The organism is Hymenobacter sp. BT18 (genome assembly GCF_012273015.1).
Lineage (GTDB): Bacteria > Bacteroidota > Bacteroidia > Cytophagales > Hymenobacteraceae > Hymenobacter > Hymenobacter lutimineralis.
Window position 1 is genome coordinate 3,936,094 of the sequence record NZ_CP050954.1, and the last position, 24,936, is coordinate 3,961,029.

General features: G+C 59.5%; 22 protein-coding genes. 18 read left to right on the plus strand and 4 right to left on the minus strand.

The features are described 5' to 3' along the window. Nucleotides 1-96: 96 nt before the first annotated feature. The 10 genes from HER32_RS16930 to HER32_RS16975 all read left to right on the plus strand — a co-directional run bounded on the left by HER32_RS16930 (nt 97) and on the right by HER32_RS16975 (nt 10,348). On the plus strand, nt 97-909 hold the full coding sequence (locus HER32_RS16930; RefSeq protein WP_168682727.1) for an enoyl-CoA hydratase/isomerase family protein: 813 nt from the start codon (nt 97-99) through the stop codon (nt 907-909). A gap of 154 nt (nt 910-1,063) precedes the next feature. Next, nucleotides 1,064-1,567, plus strand: a complete 504-nt coding sequence (locus HER32_RS16935) for a sterol desaturase family protein (protein WP_149071803.1) — start codon at nt 1,064-1,066, stop codon at nt 1,565-1,567. Beyond that, the gene (locus tag HER32_RS16940; RefSeq protein ID WP_149071804.1) at nt 1,567-2,478 is read left to right on the plus strand and encodes a MerR family transcriptional regulator; all 912 of its coding nucleotides are present in this window, start codon (nt 1,567-1,569) and stop codon (nt 2,476-2,478) included. The genes HER32_RS16935 and HER32_RS16940 overlap by 1 nt, the downstream gene beginning before the upstream one ends. Before the next feature lie 253 nt (nt 2,479-2,731). After that, nucleotides 2,732-3,247, plus strand: a complete 516-nt coding sequence (locus HER32_RS16945) for a sigma-70 family RNA polymerase sigma factor (protein WP_149071805.1) — start codon at nt 2,732-2,734, stop codon at nt 3,245-3,247. 226 nt (nt 3,248-3,473) lie between these two features. Beyond that, the gene (locus HER32_RS16950) at nt 3,474-4,943 is read left to right on the plus strand and encodes a phytoene desaturase family protein (RefSeq protein WP_168682728.1); all 1,470 of its coding nucleotides are present in this window, start codon (nt 3,474-3,476) and stop codon (nt 4,941-4,943) included. Between the two features lie 99 nt (nt 4,944-5,042). Next, a complete protein-coding gene (locus HER32_RS16955) occupies nt 5,043-5,885 on the plus strand; it encodes a phytoene/squalene synthase family protein (protein WP_149071807.1) in 843 nt (280 codons plus the stop codon). A gap of 19 nt (nt 5,886-5,904) precedes the next feature. After that, nucleotides 5,905-6,432, plus strand: coding sequence for a hypothetical protein (locus HER32_RS16960; protein ID WP_168682729.1), 528 nt, complete (start codon nt 5,905-5,907; stop codon nt 6,430-6,432). A 180-nt stretch (nt 6,433-6,612) separates the two neighbouring features. Further along, entirely contained in the window at nt 6,613-7,461 is an 849-nt protein-coding gene (locus HER32_RS16965) for a 4-hydroxy-3-methylbut-2-enyl diphosphate reductase (protein WP_149071809.1), read from the plus strand. Between the two features lie 10 nt (nt 7,462-7,471). Further along, nucleotides 7,472-8,221: a fatty acid desaturase gene (locus HER32_RS16970; protein WP_168682730.1), complete on the plus strand. Its 750-nt coding sequence runs from the start codon at nt 7,472-7,474 to the stop codon at nt 8,219-8,221. A gap of 96 nt (nt 8,222-8,317) precedes the next feature. Continuing rightward, complete coding sequence (locus tag HER32_RS16975) at nt 8,318-10,348, plus strand: tetratricopeptide repeat protein (RefSeq protein WP_168682731.1); 2,031 nt, start codon at nt 8,318-8,320, stop codon at nt 10,346-10,348. On the opposite strand, the gene HER32_RS16980 is transcribed toward HER32_RS16975, so the two are convergent. From HER32_RS16980 to HER32_RS16995, 4 genes are all read right to left on the minus strand, one after another. After that, entirely contained in the window at nt 10,329-11,063 is a 735-nt protein-coding gene (locus HER32_RS16980; RefSeq protein ID WP_168682732.1) for a LytR/AlgR family response regulator transcription factor, read from the minus strand. The genes HER32_RS16975 and HER32_RS16980 overlap by 20 nt on opposite strands. Before the next feature lie 253 nt (nt 11,064-11,316). Further along, nucleotides 11,317-11,697, minus strand: a complete 381-nt coding sequence (locus HER32_RS16985; RefSeq protein WP_168682733.1) for a heavy-metal-associated domain-containing protein — start codon at nt 11,695-11,697, stop codon at nt 11,317-11,319. A 38-nt stretch (nt 11,698-11,735) separates the two neighbouring features. Continuing rightward, nucleotides 11,736-14,039, minus strand: a complete 2,304-nt coding sequence (locus tag HER32_RS16990) for a TonB-dependent receptor domain-containing protein (RefSeq protein ID WP_168682734.1) — start codon at nt 14,037-14,039, stop codon at nt 11,736-11,738. Between the two features lie 98 nt (nt 14,040-14,137). Then, the gene (locus HER32_RS16995; RefSeq protein ID WP_168682735.1) at nt 14,138-14,584 is read right to left on the minus strand and encodes an HYC_CC_PP family protein; all 447 of its coding nucleotides are present in this window, start codon (nt 14,582-14,584) and stop codon (nt 14,138-14,140) included. 283 nt (nt 14,585-14,867) lie between these two features. On the opposite strand from HER32_RS16995, the gene mraZ reads away from it, so the two are divergent. The 8 genes from mraZ to HER32_RS17035 all read left to right on the plus strand — a co-directional run bounded on the left by mraZ (nt 14,868) and on the right by HER32_RS17035 (nt 24,906). Next, nucleotides 14,868-15,338 (plus strand): division/cell wall cluster transcriptional repressor MraZ, encoded by a 471-nt coding sequence (gene mraZ / locus HER32_RS17000; RefSeq protein ID WP_149071816.1) that lies wholly within the window; start codon nt 14,868-14,870, stop codon nt 15,336-15,338. Next, entirely contained in the window at nt 15,335-16,267 is a 933-nt protein-coding gene (gene rsmH, locus HER32_RS17005) for a 16S rRNA (cytosine(1402)-N(4))-methyltransferase RsmH (protein WP_168682736.1), read from the plus strand. Before mraZ ends, rsmH begins: the two co-directional genes overlap by 4 nt. 9 nt (nt 16,268-16,276) lie before the next feature. Continuing rightward, entirely contained in the window at nt 16,277-17,005 is a 729-nt protein-coding gene (locus tag HER32_RS20260; RefSeq protein ID WP_232066293.1) for an FtsL-like putative cell division protein, read from the plus strand. Next, complete coding sequence (locus tag HER32_RS17015) at nt 16,989-19,313, plus strand: penicillin-binding protein (RefSeq protein WP_168682737.1); 2,325 nt, start codon at nt 16,989-16,991, stop codon at nt 19,311-19,313. Before HER32_RS20260 ends, HER32_RS17015 begins: the two co-directional genes overlap by 17 nt. Nucleotides 19,314-19,356: 43 nt before the next feature. After that, nucleotides 19,357-20,844 carry a UDP-N-acetylmuramoyl-L-alanyl-D-glutamate--2,6-diaminopimelate ligase gene (locus HER32_RS17020; RefSeq protein ID WP_168682738.1) on the plus strand — a complete coding sequence of 496 codons (1,488 nt, stop codon included), beginning with the start codon at nt 19,357-19,359 and terminating at the stop codon, nt 20,842-20,844. Nucleotides 20,845-20,963: 119 nt separating this feature from the next. Beyond that, nucleotides 20,964-22,184: a phospho-N-acetylmuramoyl-pentapeptide-transferase gene (gene mraY, locus HER32_RS17025; RefSeq protein ID WP_149071820.1), complete on the plus strand. Its 1,221-nt coding sequence runs from the start codon at nt 20,964-20,966 to the stop codon at nt 22,182-22,184. An 86-nt stretch (nt 22,185-22,270) separates the two neighbouring features. Beyond that, nucleotides 22,271-23,662 (plus strand): UDP-N-acetylmuramoyl-L-alanine--D-glutamate ligase, encoded by a 1,392-nt coding sequence (gene murD, locus HER32_RS17030; RefSeq protein WP_168682739.1) that lies wholly within the window; start codon nt 22,271-22,273, stop codon nt 23,660-23,662. 65 nt (nt 23,663-23,727) lie between these two features. Beyond that, nucleotides 23,728-24,906 (plus strand): FtsW/RodA/SpoVE family cell cycle protein, encoded by a 1,179-nt coding sequence (locus tag HER32_RS17035; RefSeq protein WP_168682740.1) that lies wholly within the window; start codon nt 23,728-23,730, stop codon nt 24,904-24,906. Nucleotides 24,907-24,936 lie beyond the last annotated feature (30 nt).

A 24,936-nucleotide genomic window follows, 5' to 3' on the forward strand; every position in this document is an offset into this window, starting at 1 on the left:
GACATAGCATCATTTTTGTTACGTTTGATTTGGCTGTGGTGCCTGCACCCGGCTTCTGCGTCGCTTCCCCTTACTTGCACGCCAGCAACAACGACCATGGACAATCTGCCTACTCAAGAGCTGGAGGCCCTGCGCTTCATCCAGTACGAATGCCGGGACGCCATCGGCTACATCACCCTCAACCGCCCCGAAAAGCGTAATGCCCTGAGTGCGGAAATGGTAACTGAGCTGAAGCTCGCTTTTACAGCCGCCGAAGAAGACGAGCACTGCAAAGTGGTGGTACTACGCGCCAACGGGGCTGCTTTCTGCGCCGGCGCCGATCTGAGTTATATTCAGGAGTTGCAGGGCTTTGGCTACACCGATAACCTGGCCGACAGCACCCACCTCATGCAGCTCTTCCACCAGATCTATACCCTCAAAAAGGTGGTGATAGGGGAAGTGCAGGGGCACGCCTTGGCGGGCGGCTGCGGCCTGGCGGCTATCTGCGACTTCGCCTTCACCGTGCCCGAAGCCAAGTTTGGCTACACGGAGGTGAAAATCGGATTCCTGCCGGCTATTGTCAGCGTATTCCTGCTGCGTAAAATCGGGGAGGCCCGCACCAAGCAGTTGCTGCTGACGGGTGAAATCATCGGCGCCCAGAAAGCCGCCGATTATGGGCTGGTAAATTTTGTGGTAGGGCGCGATGAGCTGGCCGAGCAGGTATACGCCTTTGCGCGCCGGCTCTGCACCGAAAATTCCGGCCAGAGCATGGAGGCTACCAAGGAAATGCTGGCCCGTCTCCCCGAAATGGCCCTGGAAGACGGTCTGCGCTATGCGGCGCAGATGAATGCCGAGGCCCGCGGTTCCGTGGACTGCCGCCGGGGTATAGCCGCCTTTTTGAACAAAGAAAAAATCAGCTGGGACCAGTAACCGCCCCAGACCTGCCCCAGGTACCGGCCCGATTTCACTTCGTAGGAGTGGAGTCGGGCCGGTATTTTTCTAACTTGCCCTACCAAAGGAGCGTTTTGTCGAGCTGAGTGGCGCCATTTTCATAACTTTTTAACCTCTGGCTGGTTACCAACTCATGACAATTCTGGCAGCCGTAGCCGTTACCGCGGCTACCTTTTTAGCAATGGAAGGCGTGGCCTGGGGCATGCACAAATTTGTGCTGCACGGCCCGTTGTGGTTTTTGCACCGCTCGCACCACGTGCGTCATCCGCACCGCTTTGAGCGCAACGACTTCTTTTTTCTATTCTACGGCACGGTTTCTATGCTGTGCATTCTGGCGGGTTCGGCTACGAAAGATTGGCCTTTCTGGGTTGGCATCGGTATTGCGCTCTACGGGTCGGTCTATTTCTTCGTGCATGATGTGCTGATTCATGGTCGCCTGCGCTTCTGGCGCAAGTCGCGCAATGCCTACCTGCGGGCCCTGAACATGGCGCACAAAATGCACCATAAGACTACCGGCCGCGACGGGTCGGAGGAGTTTGGGATGCTATGGGTATCACCAAAGTACTACACTCTGGCGTGGCGGCGGCCGGCTCCTGAGCGCCGAGTGACGAGTACCAAGCAGCAAAAGCAAGCCTAGTGGGACGGTTTTCGATCAGCGACCTGGAGCAGCTTTCCGGCATTAAGGCGCATACCATCCGCATGTGGGAGCAGCGCTACGGTATCTTACAGCCGGTACGCACGGCTACCAACATACGCACGTACTGCGACGAAGACCTGCGGCGCCTACTGAACGTAGCAACACTCTGCGCGCGCGGCCAACGCATCTCGCGTATTGCTCAGCTGGCCCCGGAGGAACTTAGCCGGGCCGTAATTTCCTGCTGCGACGACGCGCACGACTACTTCCAACAGGTAAACTCGCTGTTGGCAGCCATGCTGGCTATGGATGAGCGCCGCCTATGCTGCCTTCTCGACACGGCCATCCAGGAGCTGGGCTTCGAGGAAGCCATTATGCGGGTAGCCTATCCGTTCCTGCAGCGCATTGGTGTAATGTGGCAGGCCGGCTCCGTCAACCCTGCCCAGGAGCACTTGGTAACTAACCTGTTGCGCCAGAAGATGATGGCCGGCATTGATGCGCTGCCCCCTGTGCAGCCCCAAGAGGCCCGGCGGTGGGTGCTTTTCCTGCCGGAGGGAGAAATGCATGAGCTGGCTCTGCTATTTATGAGCTATGTATTGCGGGCCCGTAAACAGCACGTGCTGTACCTGGGCCAGAACCTGCCTACCACGGAGCTCGGGCCGGTGTGCGAAACCTACCAGCCGCATGCCGTGTGTACCGTGATGACGGCCATGCCCGAGCGTGACCGGGTGCAGGCGTTTGTAGAACAAGTGCATCACCTGTGTCCGGGCGTGATGGTGTACCTCTATGGTCCACTGGCCCAGCAGGAGGGGCTGCGGCTGCCTGCCAATACGGTGCGGGTGCGCCTGATGACGGATTTCCTGGCGTTGGCCAGCAGTTTGTGCACCTGTCCGGAGGCTGCCTCCGTGGCTTAGCCCGCTTTCGGGCGCTTTGCAACACTAGGTTCTGCCGCCTCATTTACTTCCGAAGCAGATTTCTGCCGGCTGCCAAGCCGGGAGCGGAATTTTGTACGCTCAAAATTACCTCTATAAATCAAGCGGTTACAGAATTAGGCGGCATTAAAATGCTCTAATACTCGGTTGTGGAAAATTTTCTTTTGTACAACCATGCGAGTTTCAATTCCTCTCGTATATTTGTTTAACTTTTTGCCACGAAAAGCTAAACAGTATGACCTCTTTGGAATTCACCAATCAAGTACAGAAGATTTCTTACTCGCTAAAGCCCGTGGCGATGAACCTGACTCGCGACGCTGACGATGCTAAGGATCTGGTCCAGGAAACCTTGCTGAAGGCACTGCTGAACAAGGACAAGTTCAAAGCGGGCACCAACCTGAAGGCATGGCTGTACACCATCATGCGCAACACGTTTATCAACAACTACAATAAGATAACGAAGCGCAACAGCAACATCGACAGCACGGAGTACTTCCAGTACTTCAACACGGATGAAAGCTACATCACCCACAACGGCGCTACCAGCGACTTTGTGGTCACCGACATCAACGAGGCCATTGCCGGTCTGTCGGCCGATTATCGTACGCCTTTTATGATGTACTACATCGGCTACAAGTACCTGGAAATAGCCGAGAAGCTGCAAATTCCGATCGGGACCGTAAAAAATCGGATTCACATTGCCCGAAAAGAGCTGAAAGACGTATTAAAGGTATACGCCCCCGGCGTGTAGGGAATAGGGAGAGAGTACAACCGCCCCGGGCGTATCACGGGCCGCGGGTGACGGAAGCGCAAGCTTCGTTGCTCGCGGCCCGGTTTGTTTCCGGCCGGCTCCCTGGTCAGCCGCTGCCGACCCCACCTTTTTCCTGACGTACTTGCCCAACGGTTCGGCTTGAACGTGCATCTTCGTGCTTTGGTCCGCGCGGTATTATTGCCTGATTTCTCTTTTCACTGCTTTTGTGAGTAAACACGTCATTGTTATCGGAGCTGGCTTTGCGGGGCTGTCCGCGGCCACTTCGCTGGCCCAGCAGGGGTACCAGGTTACGGTTCTGGAAAAAAATGAAGGCCCGGGCGGGCGGGCCCGGGTGTTCCGGGCTGCCGGCTACACCTTCGATATGGGCCCGAGCTGGTACTGGATGCCGGATGTATTTGAACAGTACTTCGCCCGTTTTGGCAAAAGCGTAGCCGACTATTACGACCTGGTGCGGCTGGACCCCTCGTACCAGGTGATTTTCAAAGGCCCGGAGGCGGTAGATATTCCGGCCCGGATGACGGAGCTCCGGGCGTTGTTTGAGCGGTTTGAGCCGGGCAGCGCTGTGCAGCTGGATGAGTTTCTGCGCCAGGCAGCCTACAAGTACGAGGCCGGCATCAACAAATTCGTGCACATGCCCGGACGCTCGCTGCTGGAATTTGCTGACCCCCGCTTGTTGGTAGATGCCGTGCGCCTGGACTTGCTGCAGAGCATGCACAAGCACGTGCGCAAGTTCTTCAAAGACCCCCGGCTGCTGGAGCTCGTCGAGTTTCCCATTCTTTTCCTGGGCGCTACTTCGGAGAATACCCCCGCGCTCTATTCCCTGATGAACTACGCCGACCTGGCCCTGGGGACCTGGTATCCGATGGGCGGCATGCACAAGATTGTGGAAGGCATGGCCCAACTGGCCCAGGAGCGTGGTGTGCGCCTGGAGTATAACACGCCTATCACGCAGATTGTGGTGGAGAAAGGCCGCGCCACGGGCGTGCAAACCACCAAGGGGTTTCGGGCGGCCGATGTAGTGGTGGCTGGCGCCGACTACCACCACGCCGAGCAGCAGCTGCTGGCTCCGGAGTGGCGCACCTACGACGAAAACTACTGGCAGAAGCGCACCATGGCGCCCTCCTCGCTCTTGTTTTACCTGGGTGTAAACAAGCGCCTGCCCAAGCTGCGCCACCATAATCTGTTCTTTGACGAGGACTTCAGCCTGCACGCCCATGAGATTTACGAGGAGCCGCAGTGGCCCAGCCGCCCGCTGTTCTACGCCTGCGCTCCTTCCCAAACCGACCCCAGCGTGGCGCCTGAAGGCTGCGAAAACCTCTTCCTGCTGGTACCGGTAGCCCCCGACCTAGCCGACCCTGAGGAAACCCGGGAGCGGTACTACCACCTGCTGATGGACCGCCTGGAAAGCCACTGCGGCACCAGCATCCGGGATGCGGTAGTCTACAAGCGCAGCTACGCGCACCAGGAGTTTGGGCAGGACTACAACAGCTACAAGGGCAATGCCTACGGTTTGGCAAATACCCTGCGCCAAACGGCCATTCTCAAACCTTCTCTCAAGAGTAAGAAGGTAAGTAATCTGTATTTTACGGGTCAGCTGACGGTGCCGGGCCCCGGCGTGCCGCCGTCGCTCATCTCCGGCCAGGTAGTAGCCCGGGAAGTGCAAAAGGAGAATTAGTAATGGATAATTAAGAATTAAGAATTGGTAAAGCCGAAGCGACTTGTGGCGACACGAGTCCATTCTTCATGGCTAATTCTTCCTTATTAATTCAAGAAGATGGACCACATTGCGCTCTTTACGGAAACCAGCCGCGCCTGTAGCAAGCTCATCACCCAGCGCTACAGCACCTCCTTCACGCTCGGAATTCGGACCCTGGACTCCCGGTTTCACCTGGCCGTCTACTCCGTGTATGGCTTCGTGCGCTGGGCTGACGAAATTGTGGACACTTTCCACGGGCACGATAAAGCCGCGCTCTTTGCCGACTTTCGGCGTCAGACCTACGAGGCGCTGGAAATCGGCCTTAGTCTGAACCCGGTGCTGCATGCTTTCCAGGACGTGGTGCGGCGCTACGGCATCGACCGGGAATTTATCGAGGCCTTCCTGTTCAGCATGGAAATGGACCTCGACGACCGGAGCTACAATCAGTCCCTCTACGAACAATACATCTATGGCTCGGCCGAAGTGGTGGGGTTGATGTGCCTGCGCATTTTCTGCGAAGGAGATGCGGCGCTGTTTGAGCGGCTGCGCGAGCCGGCCCGGCGGCTGGGCTCAGCTTTCCAGAAAGTGAATTTCCTGCGCGACATTCGTTCCGACTATGAGGAGCGGGGCCGCGTGTATTTTCCCGGGGTACAATACGAGCGGTTCACGGACGAAGTAAAGCGCACGATTGAGGCCGATATCCGCGCCGATTTTGAGGCGGGCTACGCGGGCATCGTGCAGCTGCCGCGGGCCGCCCGACTGGGCGTGTACCTCGCCTATGTGTATTATTTAAAGCTTTTTCACAAAATCCGCCAGCTTTCCTCGGCCAGTATTTTGGGCGAGCGGGTGCGGGTGCCGGATAATACCAAGCTATTGTTGCTGCTGGGTTCGTATTTTCGCTACCGCCTCCGGGCTATCTAGCCACGAACCTTGTCTGCCGGTGACGTTTCCCCGCTTTCTTTTTCTTATCCTGCTCCTCACTTTTTCCACCCCCGTGTCCCTCGAAGCCAACCCTTACGACGTAGCCCAGCTACGCCGCCATTACCAGCAGGCGGCGGCCAGCAAAGAAGCCGGCGAGAAATTTCACAAGCTCATGGCCTCCTATACCCAGCAGGATGCAGTGGTGCTAGCCTACAAAGCAGCCGCGGAAGCCATTCGGGCCCGGGATGCGTCGATGTTCAACAAGCTGACCTACGTGCAGAACGCCAGCAAGCAGTTTGAACAGGCCGTAAAGCTGGACCGTGACAATGCCGAAATCCGGTTTCTGCGGCTGAGCGTGGAAAGCAACCTGCCCGGCTTTCTGGGCCTGAGCCAGCACGTGGACGAAGACCGCGCCTTTCTGGTGAGTACGCTTCTAAAGCACCCCAACTCCGGCCTCGATGCGGAGTCCTTTGGGCTGGTACGCAACTTCCTCGTCGACCGGGGGCACGTCTCAGGTCCCGAGGCCGAAAAACTAGCTCGCTTGTAAGTGCTCGGCGGGGAGTTCGTGAAATTATCTGAAAACGGCCCAACTATTCGCTGGCGGTGTTGTTAGCATAGGAAAGGACCTATTGTCGAGCTGCTGCCCGGAAAGAAGCCGACGAAAAATTCCTATCTTAAGCAAACCAGGTCTATTTCCCTGTTCGTACAGACAGTTCCCCTGTCAGCTATGCCGTACCACCTGAGCGTCCGTATCGACCCCAACTCCGGCTTTTGCTTTGGCGTCATCTATGCCATTCAAATGGCCGAAGACCTGCTGGATGAGCAAGGGTACTTGTATTGCCTGGGCGACATCGTGCACAACGATGAGGAAGTGGAGCGCCTGGAGCAGCGCGGGCTGCGCATCATCAACTATGAGGAGCTGGCCGCCCTGCGCGACGAGGCGGTGCTGATTCGGGCGCACGGGGAGCCGCCCAGCACCTACCAGATGGCCCTGGAAAACAACCTGACGCTGATTGACGCTTCCTGCCCGGTGGTGCTCAAGCTACAGAACCGCATCAAAACCAGTTTCGACCGTAAGGACCGGATTTACATCTACGGAAAGCACGGTCATGCCGAAGTGCGCGGCCTGTTGGGGCAGACCGGGGGCGAGGCCGTCGTGTTTGAAAACCTGGACGAACTACTCGGCCACGAGCTGCCCAGCAACCTCACCCTGTACAGCCAGACCACCAAAAGCACCGATTCCTTCTACCGCATCAAAAACGAGCTGGAGCAGCGTGGTTACCAGGTGAATGCCAACGACACCATTTGCCGGCAGGTAAGCAACCGCGACAAAGACCTGCGGCGCTTCGCGGCTCAGTTTGACCAGATTGTGTTTGTTTCCGGCACGAAAAGCTCCAACGGGAAAGTTCTGTTTCAGGTGTGCAAGGACACCAACCCGGCAACTCACTTCATTTCCAAAACCGATGAGCTGCGCGCCGAGTGGTTCCGGCCGGGGCAGTCGGTGGGTATTTGCGGGGCTACCAGCACGCCCATGTGGCTGATGGAGCAGGTACGGGATGCCCTGCTGGCCCTTTAGCCCGCCTTCTATGCCAGTTCCTGTTGCCAGTTCCCCGGCGCTGCCCACCTCGCCCGCGCGGCGCCTCCGTCCGGAAGCGCTGGGGTACAAGGGAGTGGTAGCTGCCAGCCTGATTATCGGGGCCTGGGCGAGCTTGCTGGTCTTCCTGTTGGTGTTTTATCGGCCGGACTGGCAAACGCCTTGGCCTTATCTGTTGGTACTGGCGCAAACCCACCTGTACACCGGCCTCTTTATCACGGCGCACGATGCCATGCACGGCGTGGTAAGCCCCCACCGACGGCTGAACGACGCCCTGGGTCTGCTCACGGCCGGACTTTTTGCCTTCAACTGGTTTCCCCGGATGCTGCCCAAGCACCATGCCCACCACCGGCACGTGGCCACCCCCGACGACCCCGACTACCACGACGCACGGCATCCGGGTTTTGTACCGTGGTTTATTCGTTTTGCCTGGAACTACGTGACGGTGTGGCAAGTGCTGCTGATGGCCGCCACCTACAATGTTCTCAAGCTGTTCTTTCCCGCAGAGCAGGTAATAGCCTTCTGGATGATACCCGCTGTGCTGGCTACCTTGCAATTATTCTACTTTGGTACGTATCTTCCTCACCGGGGAGAGCATGCCCCGGATAATCCGCACAAATCCCGCAGCCAGCTGCGGCAGCACGTATGGGCCTTTGTGAGCTGCTACTTCTTCGGCTACCACTACGAGCACCACGACCAGCCGTTTTTACCTTGGTGGCGGCTGTGGCAAGCCAAGCGGTAGCAACACCAGTTGAGCACAGGTTAAGTAGTGATTATATAGTAAAAATACTATATTTATAGGGCCGGCTTAGTGCGTGGTCTATGATACCGCTGCTTTATGTTTTGTACACTTCGCGCCTGCCTGCTGCTGTTGATGATGCCTTGGCTCTGCGCGAATGGCGGGTGGGCTTATGCTGCGTGGCAGCAACCGCCGTTTCAGGGCCGACTCGTGCGAGTTACGCCCGAAGAACAGCAGGCTACGCCCCAGCCTTTACCCTCTCCTGATCCGGCCGAGTCGTTGCGGGTAGCCCGCCGCCAGTTGGAACTGCCCATGCAGGCCCCGCTGCGGCCCCAGGCGCACATGCGCATGGCCAGCGCCCTACTGGATCTGCGGCGCTACCACGAAGCGCTAGAACATGCCTTGCTGGCTTTGCGCCACAGCCAAGCCGGCAACGATGCCCGCAACACGGCGCACACCTACGATCTGCTTGGGCGTGTACAGGCCGCCCGCGGCGACAGTGGTCGGGCTCACCAGTGGTACCAGCGGGCTTTGCAGACGTTTACGCAGCTAGATGACCCCTGGAACCAGGGCGTAGTGCACGAGCATCTGGGTGATTTATATGCCAGCCAGCACGCCTGGCTGCAGGCAGCAGAAAGCTACCGCCAGGCCAGTGCCATCTGGCAGCAACTTGCGCAGCATTCGCGGGCATCCATTGGCTTGCACGCCGTGGGGCGTATGTACTTAGCGCAAGGAGCCTATAATCGGGCGCTGCACTATTTGCAGCAAAGTGCCCGGGGTGGACGGCAACTGCACGACAGCGTAGCGGTGGGTTATGTATTGCACTCTATGGGACAGGTATACGCCGCCGCAGGCAACAGCACGGCCGCCCGGCAGCAGTATTTGCAGGCGCTGGCCATGGTACCCCGGCGCCAGCCCCCTATGCTGCTGGCCATGCTTTACGAAGCGCTGGCCGATATCAACGACTCAACGGGGAACCTGGCCGGAGCCCGGCAGAACGTGGAGCAGGCCGTTTCGTTAGCCCTGCAAAGTGACGATAAACGGCGCCTGAGCAACCTGTATCTGCGGTTATCGGAGCTGCACCGGCGCCAGGGCCAGTACCGGGCCGCCTTCACCTACCTGACGCGGCATATCCAGCTAGCCGACAGCGTAGCGGCCGAGCAGCGCCAGGCCGAGGTGGCCGAAATCCGGATGCGGTACGAAACCGAAAAAAAGGAGCAGGAAATCATTGCCCTGCAAAAGCAGCGGCGACGGCAGGAAGCCAACCTGCGGCGGCAGATGTGGTGGCGTAACGGGCTGGGTTTGGGGGCCGTGGTATTGCTGGTGCTGGCCGGCGCCCTGTTTCTGGCCCGACGACGGCAGGCGAGCATCAACCGCCTGCTCACGCGCCAGAACCAGGCTATCCAAAGTCAGAAAGAAGAACTCAACCGGCTCAATCGTAGCAAGGATCTGCTGTTCTCAGTGATTTCGCACGACCTGCGCGCCCCGCTCAGTTCCCTCTACACTCTATTGACGCTGCTTAATATGGGCGGGGTGCCCCCCGAACGCCTGACAACGCACATGGAGCGCCTCACCCGTACGCTCAATAGCACGCTGGGTCTACTGGATAACCTGTTGAACTGGGCCATGGCGCAGATGCGTGATGAGGGCGCCCAACTTAAAATTTTGGCGTTGGAAAGCATTGCCGCAGAGTGCGTGAGCCTGCTGGCCCTGGATGCCGAGCGCAAGCAGGTCCAGGTTCAGAACACACTGCCCGCCTGCCTGGTGAAAGCCGATGAGAATATGTGCCGCCTGATTTTGCGTAACCTGCTGAGTAATGCCATTAAATTTACGTCTGAAGGAGGAATTATCACCCTCTCGGGACGGCGGCGGGCGGATACATGGGAGATTTCGGTAGCGGATACGGGTGTCGGTATTGCTGCCGCCGATCAGGAAAAGCTGCGCCAGGCTACCATTGGCTATACCACACCCGGCACGGACCGCGAAGAGGGTACGGGGCTGGGACTGCGACTGTGCCGGGAATTTGCCGAGCTCAACGGCGGACAGCTCACGTTTGAGAGCGTAGTTGGGCAGGGCTCGGTATTTCGCTTTACGCTGCCAGCAGCGGAGGCTAGTGCTGGCGCCGGATAAGCGCCCGGTGCACGATGCGCGCCGTTACTTGGTCGCGGTAGGTATGGCCCAGCGGGAGGGCATGGGCGCCCACGCGCACTTCTTGGTTGTTGACGGAGTCGATGAGGGCTGCGTTTACCAGGTACGAGCGGTGCGTACGTACAAATAGCCCCGTAGGCAGCTGCTCTTCCAGGTTTTTGAGGTTCACCAGCGTAAGATGGGTGCGCCCATCGGCCGTGTTGATCTTGGTGAAATCCTTTAAGGCTTCCATGTATAGGACGTCGCAGTAATGGAGCCGCACAAACTGGGCATCGGTACGAATAAAGAATGAGCCCAACTCGGGCAGACTGTCGCCGGGGGCGCTACTCGGTGAGGTAGTGCGCAACAAGCTGGTTACTTTGTTTACAGCCCGCAGAAAGCGGTCCAGGGTAATAGGCTTAAGCAGAAAATCCACCGCATCGAGGTTAAAGCCTTCCATGGCGTATTGCGGATGAGCCGTCATGAGCACCACCATGGGCGGATGCTGTAAGGACCGTACCAGATCAAGGCCGCTCAGGTGCGGCATCGTTACGTCGGAAAAAAGTACCTGTACCTTGTGGTGAAGGAGGTAGGCGTGAGCCGCTACGGGGTCGTTGAAAGCGGCTTTTACGTCCAGGACATCCGTAAGGGCAGCGTAGGCCTGCAGCAGGTCCAACACCAGCGGGTCGTCATCGAGTAAGGCGCAGGATATTTTCATGGCGGCGAAAAACGACGAGACGAGTAGAAGGTAATAGCGCGGTAGTATAAGCAAATGGTGCTATTAAATATAAAAATAAAGCTAGAATATACAGCAGCTTAGCAGTCAGAAAGTGGCCGCTGGCAGAGGAAAATGGCCCCGCGCAGCCTGCTGCCTGAAAACAACAGCCGGTTGGCCCACAAAATCAAAAGCCTGCACGTAGGGCGCCTAAGCTGCCCTGCATGCAGGCCTTCGGTGGTAGGGAGAAGCAGAACTACTCAGCGCCGTGCACGGCATTGGTTTTCTTGCAGCACTCCGGCAGGCGGGTGTAGGCCCGTTCGTCAGCGGGGGCCGCGTCGGCATCGTAACCGGTTTGCTGCACAGCGGCGCGGAGCTTTTCAGCGGAGGTTTTATCGGCCCGGTAGGTTACCGTAAGCACCTGCGAGGGCACATCCAGCACCGCCGACTGCACCCCTTTTTCGTAGGCCAGTGCCTTTTCCAGGCGGGCTTTGCACATATCACACACGGCCGAGGTCTTGATTTTAAGCGACTCAGCGGAGTTTTTGGCTTTCGCGGCGGGCGTTGTCTGGGCCTGGGAGAACTGCGCGCTCAGGAGCAGGGCCAGCGTGCACAGCAAGGTTGGGAAGAATTTCATAGAAAGTCAGGAAAAGGTAAAGGCAGAGAAACAGAAACTTACTGAAGCTGGAACCGCAGCCCGGCGTAGGTAACCCGGCCCACAGCGGGCCCCCAGACCATGGCGGCATCAAAGTTCGGGCCGAAGGGGTCAGATGCTCCAATAATAGGATTGGCCTGCCGATAGTTCAACAGGTTTTCGGCGCCGGCATACACTTCCCAGCGCTTGAAAGCCCGCGTCACCTGGGTGTTAAACAGCACGTAGCGCGAAGTAAACCGCAGATCGGCGGCCGTCGGGGCCGCGGGGGCGGGGTCGTGCAGCGGGTCGTAGCCGTGGCCGGGGCCAGTGGCCAGGGGCCGGCGCCCAAACCACTGACCGGTCAGATCGAAGCGCCATTTATCGAAGGCCGTAGCGTAGCTCAGGTTGGCAAACAGCCGGTGCCGGGGCGTCAGGAACTTGGGCAGCAGGTTGTCGGCGTAGCTGGTTTGCACGTCCAGGAATTTGTAGGCTGCTTTAGCCTGTAGGCCTTTCACCGGCTCAACCTGTACTTCCGTCTGCAGGCTCCGTGAGAAAGAGCGGCCATAGAGGTTCAGCAGCACGAGCTGGTTGGGAGAGGAGTACATATCCGCCACCACCTGGTTCTGAAATTCGGTGTGGTAGTAGTCGGCTACAAAGGTGGCGGGGCGGCTAGCTACGGTAAAGTACTGCGTGAAGGAGCCGCCCAGGTTCCAGGCTTTTTCCGGCTCCAGGTTCTGACCGATGATGAACTCCCGCGAAGAAACCAGCATGCCCGTGTTTTCGGCCAGTGGGTTGGCTACGCGCGTGCCGCGTCCGGCCGCCAGGCGCAGAATGGTGCTGGCCGTGGCGTCGTACTTCACGTTGAGGCGCGGGGTCAGAAACCAGCCGTACAGGTTGTGCCGGTCCACCCGCAGGCCCCCCACCAGCGTCAGGTTCTTCGCGTTCTGGTAGGTGTACTCGGCAAAAGCCCCCGGTACCCGTTCCCGCCGAAAACGGTTTTCGCGGGCGTACCGCTGCTCGGGTGTTTCGGGAAGCGTGGTAAGGCCCGTCCGGTAGACTTCGTGGTAATTGTCGTGCAGGTAGCTGAGCCCCAGCCGGTAGGTGTGGGCAGTAGTGCCCAGAATGCTCTGGAAAAGCAGCGTGGCCTGCCCCGTATTCTGCGTGCCGTCGTAGGTGCGGCGGCCGTACTGCGAATCAAAGCGGTAGGCTGTGCCGTTCAGCAGCAGGCCCAGGCTTTGGTAGGGGCGGGAGGGCCAGGTGTAGGAGGTTTTGTTGAAGCCCGTATACCGCGTGGCCATCATGGTGGTGCCGTAGTAGCGACCGGGTGCGTCCGGGCGGTAGTCTACCTGCCCGCCCTGCCGGGTTTCGCGCAGGGCCCCCACGCCCAGCTCCGCCACCAGGCCTTTCTCCGACTTGTATTTCCATTTGTTCAGGACGTTGTACTGGGTAGCCAGCGGCAGGTCCAGAAACTGGTCCCCATTGCGGTCTACGCAGCGGCCCAGGTGGTCGGAGTGCAGTAGCAGAACGGTGCTGCCACGCTTGCCCACGGAACTCGACACGTTCAGGTTCAGGTCGAATTTGCCCAGGTCGTTGCCGTAGGCGTTGAACAGGAGCCGGTCGGTTTTGTCGGGCTCCTTCAGGCGCACATTCACCTGGCCGGAAATTGACTCGTAGCCATTCACCACCGAGCCCATGCCCTTGATGATGTCGATGCTCTCAATCCAGGTGCCCGACAAATACCCCAGCCGGTAGGGCGTGGCCAGGCCGCGCAAAGCGGGCTGGTTGTCCACGGTAAGCAGGGAATAAGCGCCATCCAGCCCCAGGAGCTGAATTTGCTTGGCCCCCGAAACGGCATCGGTGGTCGAAACCTCCACGGCCGCGTTGGTTTCAAAGCTCTCGGCCAAGTTGCAGCACGCCGATTTGGTCAGGTCCCGGCTGGTAATCACCTGGGAGTTGGTGGGCGTCAGGGCCGAATAGGCTTGCGTCCGGCCTTCCACTTTCACTTCCGCCAGCTCGGTTGCGTGCCGCAGCGCTACGCGTAGAAAAGGTGCCCCTTCCGCCCCAACTACCAGCGTATCGGCCCGGTAGCCTAAGAAATTTACAATTAGTCGGCCCGTGCCGGCCTGGGCTGGGCGCACCAGAGAGAAGAGGCCTTGCTCATCGGCTGAAGTGGCCTCAGTAGTGCCCAGCCAGCGTACGATGGCCCCGGGTAGGGGAGAGGCTGAAGCGGCATCCGTTATCTGGCCCCGCACGGGCGCTAATGCGGCCGTTTGCGCCAGCCCCTGCGGAATAGCAAAGAAGAGGGCTGCGGCCCAAAGCCCGCAATACCCGAAAAAACGATTCATAGTCTGGGAAGAGCATAACAGGTTTCTACCTGACGCCTCCGGGCAGGAAGCGCCTGAGCGGGCCGGGCATAGGGCCGCGGCCGCCAGCAGAACCACTGCTAGACTACCAGAAGACAAAAAAAGGTGAGCAGCTGCCGTCCTGCGGGCCGGGGAGGCGAAGCATCCGCCGCGTGCCAGATAGCTGCCTGCGCCAACACCGACGGAGCCAGCGGGGCTTGGGTCCACGCGCTGGCGGGCTGCCAGTCGAGGAGGGCCGGGGGCACGAGCTTTAAGACGTTTATACCCGCTGTGGGCAGGTCCACCTTGTGGTGCTGGGCGCTGAACTCGCAGCAGGTTTTCTGCAGCTTGGTCTTCGGGTGCTTCCCCGATTCTGCAACCGGCATGGCCGGGGGGCAACCGTGCTGCGCCGTGCTGAAGACGACGTGCGCCGTATGCTTCCCGCTCACCCGGCACGTATGCTGCTGCACGGCCAGGCCCACCGAGGAGGTGAGCACCAGCAGGGCAAGCCAGACGCTAAAAAGCCGATGAGCAAGCGGGCGTTTCATGCAGGCAAAGATACGGCAACTTCGGCAGGGTTGCGTGCAAAACGCCAAAGCCAACGTGGCAAATTCGGGCCTGGACCGCCAGCTTTCCGGAGCCTGACATTCTGACAAATCGGGGCAAAGGCTTGATTGGGCCTTTTGTAGATTAACCGTTTTTTAGGAAAAAAAGCGCGAATAGAGGGTAAAAATGCGGTTTTAGAGAAGTGGTAGAAAATGGTAAATGGTGGTTGCCTTTTGCTTGGGGTTACGTACTTTTGCTAATACCCTCCCCGTGGCCTGGCTTTCTATGAATCTTCTCTCTGGCGAATACGAGTGCAAGCTGGACCCGAAAGGGCGTCTGGTGCTGCCCGCCAAGGTGAAGGCCAGCCTGCCCGAATCGTCGGGCAACCAGCTGGTGTTGGTGCGCGGTTTCGAGCCCTGTCTGGTGCTGTACCCGCGGGCCGCCTGGCGCGTGATTCACGAGAAAGTAATGGCGCTGGACGAGTTCAACGAGGAGTACCGGCAGTTCCAGCGCAACTTTTTTCGGGGCATGACGGAGGTGGAACTCGATACCATTGGCCGCTTCGGCCTGCCGCGTACCATGCTGCGCTACGCCGGCATCGAGAAAGAGGCCATTATCGTGGGCATGGGCAACCGCTGCGAAATCTGGGACCCCACCCGCTACGACGACTTCCTCATCAAAGACCAGCAGAGCTTCTCTAAGCTCGCCCAGAAATTCCTGACCACTGAAACCGGGCCAAGCCCCTTGGCCGCATGAGCACTCCCGAAACTTACCTGAACGATGCCGCTTACCACCGCCCGGTGATGCTGCGCGAGTGCCTGGAGGCGCTGGATCTGCGCCCAGAGGGCCGCTACGTTGACGTCACGTTTGGGGGTGGGGGCCACTCGGCCCGCATGCTGGAGCACCTCAGCACCGGCCACCTCTACAGCTTCGACCAGGATGCCGATGCCGAGGCCGAAGCCGCCCAACTGGCGCGCCCGCAGTTCACCTTTATTCGCAGCAACTTTCGTCACCTGCACCAGGAGCTGGCCCGCCACGGAGCCTTGCCCGTTGATGGCCTGCTGGCCGACTTGGGCGTTTCCTCGCACCAGTTCGATACGCCTGAGCGCGGTTTCAGCACTCGCTTCGATGGGCCGTTGGACATGCGCATGAACGCCGAGGATGGCCCCAGCGCTGCCGACGTGCTCAACGAATACAGCGAGGCCGACCTGCACCGCATTTTTGGGATGTACGGGGAAGTAACCAACGCCCGCACCCTGGCCAGTACCGTGGTGAGCAGCCGGCGCGGCGCGGGCATCCAAACCATTGGGGAACTGAAGAAGGCCATTGCCAGCTGCACGCCCCGGGGCAAGGAAAATAAGTACCTGGCCCAGGTTTTTCAGGCCCTGCGCATCGAAGTAAACGACGAAATGACGGCCCTGCAGGAAATGCTCCAGCAGACGGCCGAGGTGCTGCGCCCCGGGGGGCGGCTGGTGGTGATGAGCTACCACTCCCTGGAAGACCGGCTAGTGAAGAATTTCCTGGCCAAGGGGAAGTTCTTCGGCGAGGTTGAAAAAGATTTGTTTGGCCGCACCAACACCCCTTTTGAAGTTCTGACCCGCAAGCCCTTGGAGGCTTCCGAGGAAGAGGTGGCCCTGAACAGCCGGGCCCGCAGTGCTAAATTGCGCGTTGGAATTAAGAAGTAAGATTGTCCCATGGCCGTAAATACTGTTCGTCCATCCGCTAAGCCCGTCCGGAGCAATGCCCCGCGCGAAGTGGTGCCCGCCCCGGAGCCCGTGCGCCTGCCCGAGCCCGCGCAGCCTGAGCCCGAACCGGAGGTGCGCGAGCAGCCCCGGCGGGAAGAAGGCCCGCGCAGCACCTGGAGCGTGTTCTCGCTGCTGGACCGGGTTTCCAGCATGGATGGCTTGTTTCGGGACGGGTTGCCGGTGCGGTATCTACCGCACGTGCTGTTCGTGATGTTCCTGACGCTGGTGTACATCGGCAATACGCACTACGCCCTGCGCATGAACCGCAGCATCCAGAAGCTGAAGCTGGAAACCGAGGACCTGCGCGCCGACTACACCACCCTAAAGTCGGACTACATGGAAGCCAGCAAGCAAAGCGAAGTGGCCCGCAAAGTAGCCGCCTATGGTCTGGTAGAAAGCTCTTCGCCGCCCTTCCGCATTACGGTGCCCGCCGGCCGCCTCGACGAAGCGGAGCTGGAGCGGGTGCCCCTGGTTTCGGCCGACTCGGTAGCGGCCCAGGCCATTGCCGACTCCGCTGCCCGGGCCCAGCAGGCCGCTGGCCCCCTCAACGGTACCGCCGACGATGAGCTGGTAGGGGCTCCGCCCGCGCCGGTAGGCGTGCCCACCACCGAGGCTGGCACCGCACCGGCTATTTCTTCCCCTCGTTCTGCCCCGCGTAGCAATGAAAGGAAACGTTAAAAAGTCGATAGTCACCCGGGTTCGGCTGGCCTTCCTGGGCGTGGCCCTGTTTTCCATGGCCATTGTGGTGAAGGTGTGGCAAATCCAATTCAAGGAAGGGGAGCGGTGGCGCGCCCTGGAGCAGGAGCGGCGCATTGTGTACCAGCCGGTGTTTGCTACCCGCGGCAACATCTACTCCGACAATGAAAGCATCATGGCGACCTCGCTGCCTTTCTATCGGGTGGCCTGGGACCCTTCGGTGGTCAGCAAGGAGACCTTTGAGAAGGATATCGACTCGCTGGCGCTCAACCTGTCGCAGTTCTTCGGCGACAAATCGAAGAACGAGTACTACCGCAAGCTTACCAATGCCTACAAAGCCAAGCCTCAGGTGCGCTACCTCCGGCTGAACTCGCGGCAGATCAACTTCCAGCAAAAAAAGTTGCTGGCTACCTGGCCTATCTTCCGGGCAGGCAAAAACCGAGGCGGGGCCATTTTCGAGAAAGTAGACAAGCGTTTTCGGCCCTTTGGCGGCCTGGCTCAGCGCACCATTGGCTTCGTGAATGAAGACAAAAACGGCGCAGGGCTTGAGTACACATTCAATCAGCATTTGGCCGGCAAAGACGGGGAAGCCCTGTTTGAGCGCCTGCCCGGCGGCAACAAGCCCATCTACGACGGCACCGAGGTGAAGCCCGTGCCCGGCTACGACGTGAAGACGACGCTCGACATCAACCTGCAGGACGTGGCCGAAAATGCCCTGTACAAGTCCCTGGTTGATAATAACGCGCAGTACGGCACCGTCATTCTGATGGAGGTGAAGACCGGCGAAATCAAGGCTGTAGCCAACCTGGGCAAAGTGGCCGAGGGCGTGTACCGCGAAGACTACAACTACGCCATTGCCGACCAGGGCCGTACCGAGCCAGGCTCGACCTTCAAGTTGGCTTCCATGATGGCCATTTTCGAGGAAAACCCCGAACTCTCCCTGGAGGACATGGTGGATACCGGCAACGGCCGCATGTACGTGGGCGGAGCCGTGAAAACCGACTCCCACGGCTACGGTAAAATCACGGTGAAGCAGGTGTTTGAGAAGTCCTCCAACATTGGCGTGGCCTGGCTGGCCGATCATACCTTCAGCAAAGACCCCAGCAAGTACACCGACTACCTCAAGCGCTTCGGCCTGGACAAGCCCCTGGGCTTCCAGATGGCAGGCGAGGCCCGGCCTTATATCAAAGACCCGCGCGACCGGAGCTGGAGCCGCACCTCGCTCACTACCATGAGCATTGGCTACGAGCTGAAGCTGGCCCCGCTCCAGACGCTGGCGTTTTACAACGCCGTAGCCAACGGGGGAGTGAAAGTGCAGCCCATCATCGTCAAGGAAATCAAGCAGGCCGACAAGGTGCTCGACCACTTCGAAACGAAAGTGCTGAACCCCAAAATCTGCTCCGACGAAACCCTGGCTAAGGTGCGGGCCATGATGGAAGGCGTCGTAACGGAGGGAACCGCCCGCGGCATCCGCTCCGAGGACTTCACCATGGCGGGCAAAACCGGCACGGCCTGGAAGTTCAAGAACGGCGCGTATACCAAGGTGTACTCCACCAGCTTCTGCGGCTATTTTCCCGCCGATAAGCCCAAGTACTCGTGCATTGTAGTGGTGGACTCGCCCAAGAAGGGCCGCATCTACGGGGCCGACGTAGCCGCGCCGGTTTTCCGCGAAGTGGCCGATAAAGCCATGGCCCGCGACGCGGCCAGCCAGCGCCCCCTGCTGGCCCGGGCTCCGCAGAAAAAACAGCGCGTGCCCACCATCGGGGTAGGCATGCAGGATGAGCTGCAACTCGTGACCCAGCACATGGGACTCCCGTCGCAGGCGGCGGCCAGCGCGGAGGATTGGGTGCGCGCCGATACCGGGCAGGGCGCCAAGTCATTAGCCTGGCAGGAGCACCCCGTGAAGCGCGGCCGCGTACCCAGCGTGGTAGGCATGAGCCTGCGCGACGCCCTGTTCCTGCTGGAAAACCGCGGCCTACGGGTGCGCCTGAATGGTAGTGGTCGGGTGCGGGCCCAGTCTATTGCGGCCGGCACGCCCCTGCAGCGCGGCACTACCGTAACGCTCACCCTGCAGCCCATTGGGCAAACGTCGGCGCCGGCGGCCCCGGTGGCGGCCCCCGAAATGCCTGACCTAGCCGAAAACAAGCTGATTACCCCCGCCGAGCCCGACCCAGCCAAGGTGAAAGCCGCTTTGCTGGAGCGGCAGCGCAAGCTGCGCCAGCAGCTGAACGGGGGCACCGAGCAAGCCCAGGCCCGCACGGCCGAGCCCACCAAATCCAACCGAAAATAACGCTTACCTCCGGCCGGCGCGCAGCCGCCGGCTTGTTTTGCTCATGCCTGATCTGACTTCACCCGCTCATTCGCTTTCTTCTTTGCTGGCCGGCTTGCCGGTGCTGGCCCAGCACGGCTCCGCCGACGTGGCGGTGCACGGCCTTACGCTCGACTCGCGGCAGGCAGCACCCGGTACGGTGTTCTTCGCCCTGCGCGGGGCTACCGTCGATGGGCATCAGTTTGTGAACAAAGCCGTGGAGCTGGGAGCTAGTGCCGTGGTGGTGGAAGAGCTGCCGGCTGAACTGAATCCCGCTACCACCTACGTGCAGGTAGCCGACAGCGCCGCTACCATGGCCCGCGTGGCAGCGGCCTTCTATGGGCACCCCTCACGCCAACTAAAGCTGGTAGGCGTGACGGGTACCAACGGCAAAACCACCTGCGCTACGGTGCTGCACAAGCTGTTTCGGGAGCTGGGCTACCACGTGGGCTTGCTGAGCACGGTGCAGAACCAGATTGACGAGGAGGTAATTCCGGCTACGCATACCACGCCCGACGCTATTCGCCTGAATGCCTTGCTCTCCCGCATGCTGCAGGCGGGCTGCACGCACGTGTTCATGGAAGTCAGCTCGCACGCGGTGGTGCAACACCGCGTGACGGGGCTACATTTCACGGGCGGCGTGTTTACCAACATCACTCACGACCACCTCGACTATCACGGCACGTTTGACAACTACCTGAAAGCCAAAAAAGGCTTTTTCGATGCCTTGCCCAAGTCGGCCTTTGCCCTCACCAACGCCGACGACAAGCGCGGCCCGGTGATGCTGCAAAACGTGGCCGGCCGCCGCGAAACCTACTCCCTGCGCGGGCCCGCTACGTTTCGGGCCCGGCTCATCGAAAATGCCGTGCACGGCCTGCACCTCGAACTCGACGGGCGGGAAGCGCAGTTTCGGCTGATTGGGGTGTTCAACGCCTACAACCTGCTGGCCGTGTACGGGGCGGCGGTGCTGCTGGGCGAAGACCCCACGGAAGTTCTCACGGTGTTGTCGGGGCTGACCTCGGCCCCGGGGCGCTTCGAGCCCGTGGTATCGGCCAGGACGCGTGTAACCGGTATTGTAGACTACGCTCACACGCCCGATGCGCTGGAAAACGTGCTGCAGACCATTGCCGACATTCGGCAGCCCAGCCAACAGATTATCACGGTGGTCGGCTGTGGGGGCAACCGCGACGGGGCCAAGCGGCCCATTATGGCCAACCTCGCCTGCCAAGGGTCGAGCCGTGTGGTTTTGACCTCCGACAACCCCCGCTTTGAAGACCCCAACGATATTTTAACCCAGATGCAGGCCGGCGTGAAGCCCCAGGACCTGGGCAAGGTGCTCACCATTGCCGACCGGCGCGAGGCTATCAAAACGGCCTGTGCGCTGGCCGGCCCCGGCGACATTGTGCTGGTAGCGGGCAAAGGCCACGAGTCGTATCAGGAAATCAAAGGCGTAAAAACTGATTTTGACGACAAACGCGTGCTGCTGGAAATGTTTGAGCTGCTGGGCAAATAAGCTGCCCGCCGTAACTGAATAATCCCAAATCAGCAGAAATACAACCTTGAACCACTCACCAAAAAGCGGAACCTTTGTAGTCCGGCTTTTCCTCTCCCTGACCTGCTGACCTCGACTACATGCTTTATTACCTCTTCACCTACCTCTACAAAACTTACCATATCCCCGGCACCGGCGTGTTCCAATACACCACGTTCCGGGCCGCTATGGCGGTAGTCACGTCGCTGATCATTGCCCAGTACTTTGGTAAGCCGCTGATCAAGGCCTTACAGCGCCGCCAGATTGGGGAAGGCATCCGCGACCTGGGGTTGCAGGGGCAAATGGAGAAGAAAGGTACCCCTACCATGGGCGGGCTCATCATTCTGTTGGCCATTCTGGTGCCGGTGCTGCTGTTTGCCAAGCTCGACAACATCTACATCGTGCTGATGATTCTGAGCACCGTGTGGCTGGGGCTCATCGGGTTTATTGATGATTACATCAAGGTAGTTAAGAAGGATAAGGAAGGTCTGGCCGGGCGCTTTAAGGTGCTGGGGCAGATCGGGTTGGGCCTGACGGTGGGTTGGGTGCTGTTTTTCAGCAACGAGGTAACCGTGCGCCAGTACCTGCTGCCCAACGGCGACCTGTCGGCGGTGGATGCCAGCACCGTGTACCAGGACGTGAAGCTGATGATTACCACCATCCCCTTCGCCAAGAATAACGAGCTGAACTACGGCAACCTGTTCAGCTACGCCGGGCCCTACTTCAACGGGCTCTACAGCCTCCTCTATATTCCCATCGTCATCCTGATTATTACGGCCGTGAGCAACGGGGCCAACATCACCGACGGCCTCGATGGGCTGGCGGCCGGCACGTCGGCCATCATCGGTATTACGCTGGCTATTTTCTGCTTTGTGAGCGGCAATGCCCTGCTGGCCGATTACCTAGATATCATGTACATCCCGAACTCCGGGGAGCTGGTCATTTTCTGTACGGCCTTCGTGGGGGCGTGCGTGGGGTTTCTCTGGTACAACAGCTACCCCGCCCAGGTATTCATGGGCGACACCGGTTCCCTGGCCATTGGCGGCATCATTGCGGTGCTGGCCCTCATTGTGCGCAAGGAGCTGCTGATTCCGGTGCTCTGTGGTATTTTCCTGGTCGAAAATCTGTCGGTGATGGTGCAGGTGAGCTGGTTTAAGTATACCAAGCGCAAGTACGGGGAAGGCCGCCGCCTGCTGCGCATGTCGCCCCTGCACCACCACTACCAGAAGCTGGGCTACCACGAAAGCAAAATCGTGTCGCGCTTCTGGATTGTGGGTATTATGCTGGCCGTCATCACCTTGGTGACTTTGAAACTGCGCTAAGATTCAGAACGGAGAAAGGCGAGCCTAGAACTTAGGCTCTTGCCTTTCTCGCTGAACGTCTTCTAAGCTCTAAGCTCTGACTTCTCATGTCTAAGAAAATCGTAATCCTTGGTTCGGGCGAAAGTGGAGTAGGGGCGGCGCTGCTGGCGCAGGCCAAAGGCTACGACGTGTTCGTGTCAGACGGCGGCCCGCTGAAGCCGGCTTACCGGGAGAAGCTGGACAAAGCCGGCATCCGCTACGAGGAAGGTCAGCACACCCTGGCTGAAATCCTGCAGGCCACGGAAGTCGTCAAAAGCCCCGGCATTCCGGAGAAGGCACCCGTGGTACAGGCGCTGCGCGAAAAGCAGATTCCTATCATCTCGGAAATTGAGCTGGCCGGGCGCTACACCCGGGCCCGGTGCATCTGCATCACGGGCACCAACGGCAAAACCACGACCACCCTGCTTACTTACCATTTGCTGAAGGAAGCCGGCCTAAGCGTGGGCTTGGCCGGCAACGTGGGCTTCTCCCTGGCCGAGCAGGTGATTGAAGACCCGTTTGACTACTACGTGGTGGAGCTGAGTTCCTTCCAGCTCGACGATACCCACGATTTTCAGCCCTGGGTGTCGGTATTGCTCAACATCACCCCCGACCACCTCGACCGGTACGACTACTCCCTGGAGCTGTACGCGCAGTCCAAGCTGCGCATCATGCGCAACCAGGACAGCGCGGGCTACTTTATCTACAACGCCGACGACGAAAACATCCAGCGCTATTTCCAGGCGGCGCTTCGCCCGGTGCAGCAGCTGCCTTTCAGCCTGCACCGCCGGCCCGACTACCACCTGGCCGGGTACTACACCGAGGAAACCACCGTGTGCGTGGACCTGCAGCCCGGCTATTACAGCAAGACCGAGGAAATCAGCACGGCAGCTTCTCCGCTGATTGGGCAGCACAACCGGCAGAACATGCTGGCTGCGCTGCTCTGTGCTCGTGTTGCGGGCGTAGAGGCTGCCCAGATTGAAGCAGCATTGGCTACTTTCCACAACGCCGACCACCGCCTGCAGCCCGTGGGCCAAATCAACGGGGTGCGCTTCATCAACGACTCCAAAGCCACCAACGTGGAAGCTGCCTGGTATGCCCTGGACGGCATCCGGCAGCCTATTGTGTGGATTGCGGGCGGTACCGATAAAGGCAACGACTACACCACGCTCATTCCTTTGGCTCAGAGCCGGGTGAAAGCACTTATCTGCCTGGGCGTGGATAATGCCAAGCTGGGGGAAGCCTTCGGCGCCGTAGTGCCGCACCTAGAGGAAACCCAAAGCGTGTCGTATGCCGTGCGCCGCGGGCTGGAGCTGGCTCAGCCCGGCGACGTGGTGCTGCTCTCGCCCTGCTGTGCCTCCTTCGACCTGTTCAAAAACTACGAGGACCGCGGCCGGCAATTCACTACTGCCGTGCAGGCCCTTGCCGACGACCAGACTAGGGAAGAAGCCGGCGAGTAGCCTAGCTTGGCTTCTCCCGAATCAGCCTAACTCAGTTATCTACTCAACCACTCACTCACCGCCGGATGGACATTATCAAAAGCTGGCTGCAGCGCAATTTGAAGGGTGACCCAGTGCTGTGGGGAATTGTCATCCTGTTTTCGCTCATTTCCATTGCAGTAGTGTACTCGGCCACGGGCACGCTGGCCTACAAGAAAATGGGCGGCAATACGGAGTACTTTCTGGTGAAGCACACCGGGCTGATTTTCGTGGGGCTGTTCTTTATGTGGCTGGCCCACCGCATCGACTACCGGCACTACTCGCGCCTGTCGTTGTACGCGCTGCTTGTGTCTGTGCCACTGCTGTTGTTCACCTATTTCATGGGGGGCGAAATCAACGGGGCCTCCCGCTGGATGACCATTCCGGTAATCAACCAAACCTTCCAGCCCTCCGACCTGGCCAAGCTGGCCCTGATTTCTCACGTGGCTTCCATGCTCAGCCGTCGCCAGCAGCACGTCGATGATTTCAAAACCACGCTGCTGCCCGTAATGCTGTGGGTAGGGTTGATCTGCGGCATCATCATTCTGAGCAATACCTCCACGGCCCTGCTGCTGTTTGGTACCTGTCTGCTGCTGATGTTCATCGGCCGCGTGCCGCTCAAGCAAATGACCGTGATGGTGGCCATTGGTATTGTGGTGGGGGGCATTGGGCTGGCTTCGGGGCAGCGCTTCCAAACCGTGCAGTCGCGCATTGCCAGCTTTACTGATAAGAGCAAGCCTGTGCCTTTTCAGCTGGAGCACAGCTACATAGCCATTGCCACGGGCGGCGTCACGGGCAAAGGCCCAGGCAAAAGCACGGAGCGTAATATTCTGCCCCACCCATACTCCGACTTCATTTACGCCGTTATCATTGAAGAATACGGTTTGCTGGGCGGAGTTGCCGTGCTGTTTCTCTACCTCGCCTTCCTGTACCGTGGGCTAATTACGGTGATGAACAGCTACGGTGCCTTTGGCGGGCTGCTCTCGGCCGGGCTTACGTTCAGCCTGGTTTTGCAGGCCATGGTGAACATGGGCGTTGCCGTGGGGCTGGGCCCCATTACTGGGTTACCGCTGCCGCTGCTGAGCATGGGGGGCACGTCCCTGATCTTTACCGGTATCAGCATCGGCATCATCCTGGCGGTGAGCCGGGGCGAGCGGGAAGTACGCCCCATGGTAGGGGAACCCGCCGATACGGCCCGCATTCCCAAGAAAACGGCGCTGGCCTAAGTAGTATGCGCCGCGAAAGAAGGCAGAATA

Coding starts and splice junctions, on each gene's coding strand:
- HER32_RS17035 (WP_168682740.1), top strand. CDS start 23,728: ATGGACATTATCAAAAGCTGGCTGCAGCGCAATTTGAAGGGTGACCCA.
- HER32_RS16970 (WP_168682730.1), top strand. CDS start 7,472: ATGCCAGTTCCTGTTGCCAGTTCCCCGGCGCTGCCCACCTCGCCCGCG.
- HER32_RS16990 (WP_168682734.1), bottom strand. CDS start 14,039: ATGAATCGTTTTTTCGGGTATTGCGGGCTTTGGGCCGCAGCCCTCTTC.
- rsmH (WP_168682736.1), top strand. CDS start 15,335: ATGAGCACTCCCGAAACTTACCTGAACGATGCCGCTTACCACCGCCCG.
- HER32_RS16930 (WP_168682727.1), top strand. CDS start 97: ATGGACAATCTGCCTACTCAAGAGCTGGAGGCCCTGCGCTTCATCCAG.
- murD (WP_168682739.1), top strand. CDS start 22,271: ATGTCTAAGAAAATCGTAATCCTTGGTTCGGGCGAAAGTGGAGTAGGG.
- HER32_RS16985 (WP_168682733.1), bottom strand. CDS start 11,697: ATGAAATTCTTCCCAACCTTGCTGTGCACGCTGGCCCTGCTCCTGAGC.
- HER32_RS16980 (WP_168682732.1), bottom strand. CDS start 11,063: ATGAAAATATCCTGCGCCTTACTCGATGACGACCCGCTGGTGTTGGAC.
- HER32_RS16935 (WP_149071803.1), top strand. CDS start 1,064: ATGACAATTCTGGCAGCCGTAGCCGTTACCGCGGCTACCTTTTTAGCA.
- HER32_RS16965 (WP_149071809.1), top strand. CDS start 6,613: ATGCCGTACCACCTGAGCGTCCGTATCGACCCCAACTCCGGCTTTTGC.
- mraY (WP_149071820.1), top strand. CDS start 20,964: ATGCTTTATTACCTCTTCACCTACCTCTACAAAACTTACCATATCCCC.
- HER32_RS17020 (WP_168682738.1), top strand. CDS start 19,357: ATGCCTGATCTGACTTCACCCGCTCATTCGCTTTCTTCTTTGCTGGCC.
- HER32_RS20260 (WP_232066293.1), top strand. CDS start 16,277: ATGGCCGTAAATACTGTTCGTCCATCCGCTAAGCCCGTCCGGAGCAAT.
- HER32_RS17015 (WP_168682737.1), top strand. CDS start 16,989: ATGAAAGGAAACGTTAAAAAGTCGATAGTCACCCGGGTTCGGCTGGCC.
- HER32_RS16995 (WP_168682735.1), bottom strand. CDS start 14,584: ATGAAACGCCCGCTTGCTCATCGGCTTTTTAGCGTCTGGCTTGCCCTG.
- HER32_RS16945 (WP_149071805.1), top strand. CDS start 2,732: ATGACCTCTTTGGAATTCACCAATCAAGTACAGAAGATTTCTTACTCG.
- mraZ (WP_149071816.1), top strand. CDS start 14,868: ATGAATCTTCTCTCTGGCGAATACGAGTGCAAGCTGGACCCGAAAGGG.
- HER32_RS16955 (WP_149071807.1), top strand. CDS start 5,043: ATGGACCACATTGCGCTCTTTACGGAAACCAGCCGCGCCTGTAGCAAG.
- HER32_RS16975 (WP_168682731.1), top strand. CDS start 8,318: ATGTTTTGTACACTTCGCGCCTGCCTGCTGCTGTTGATGATGCCTTGG.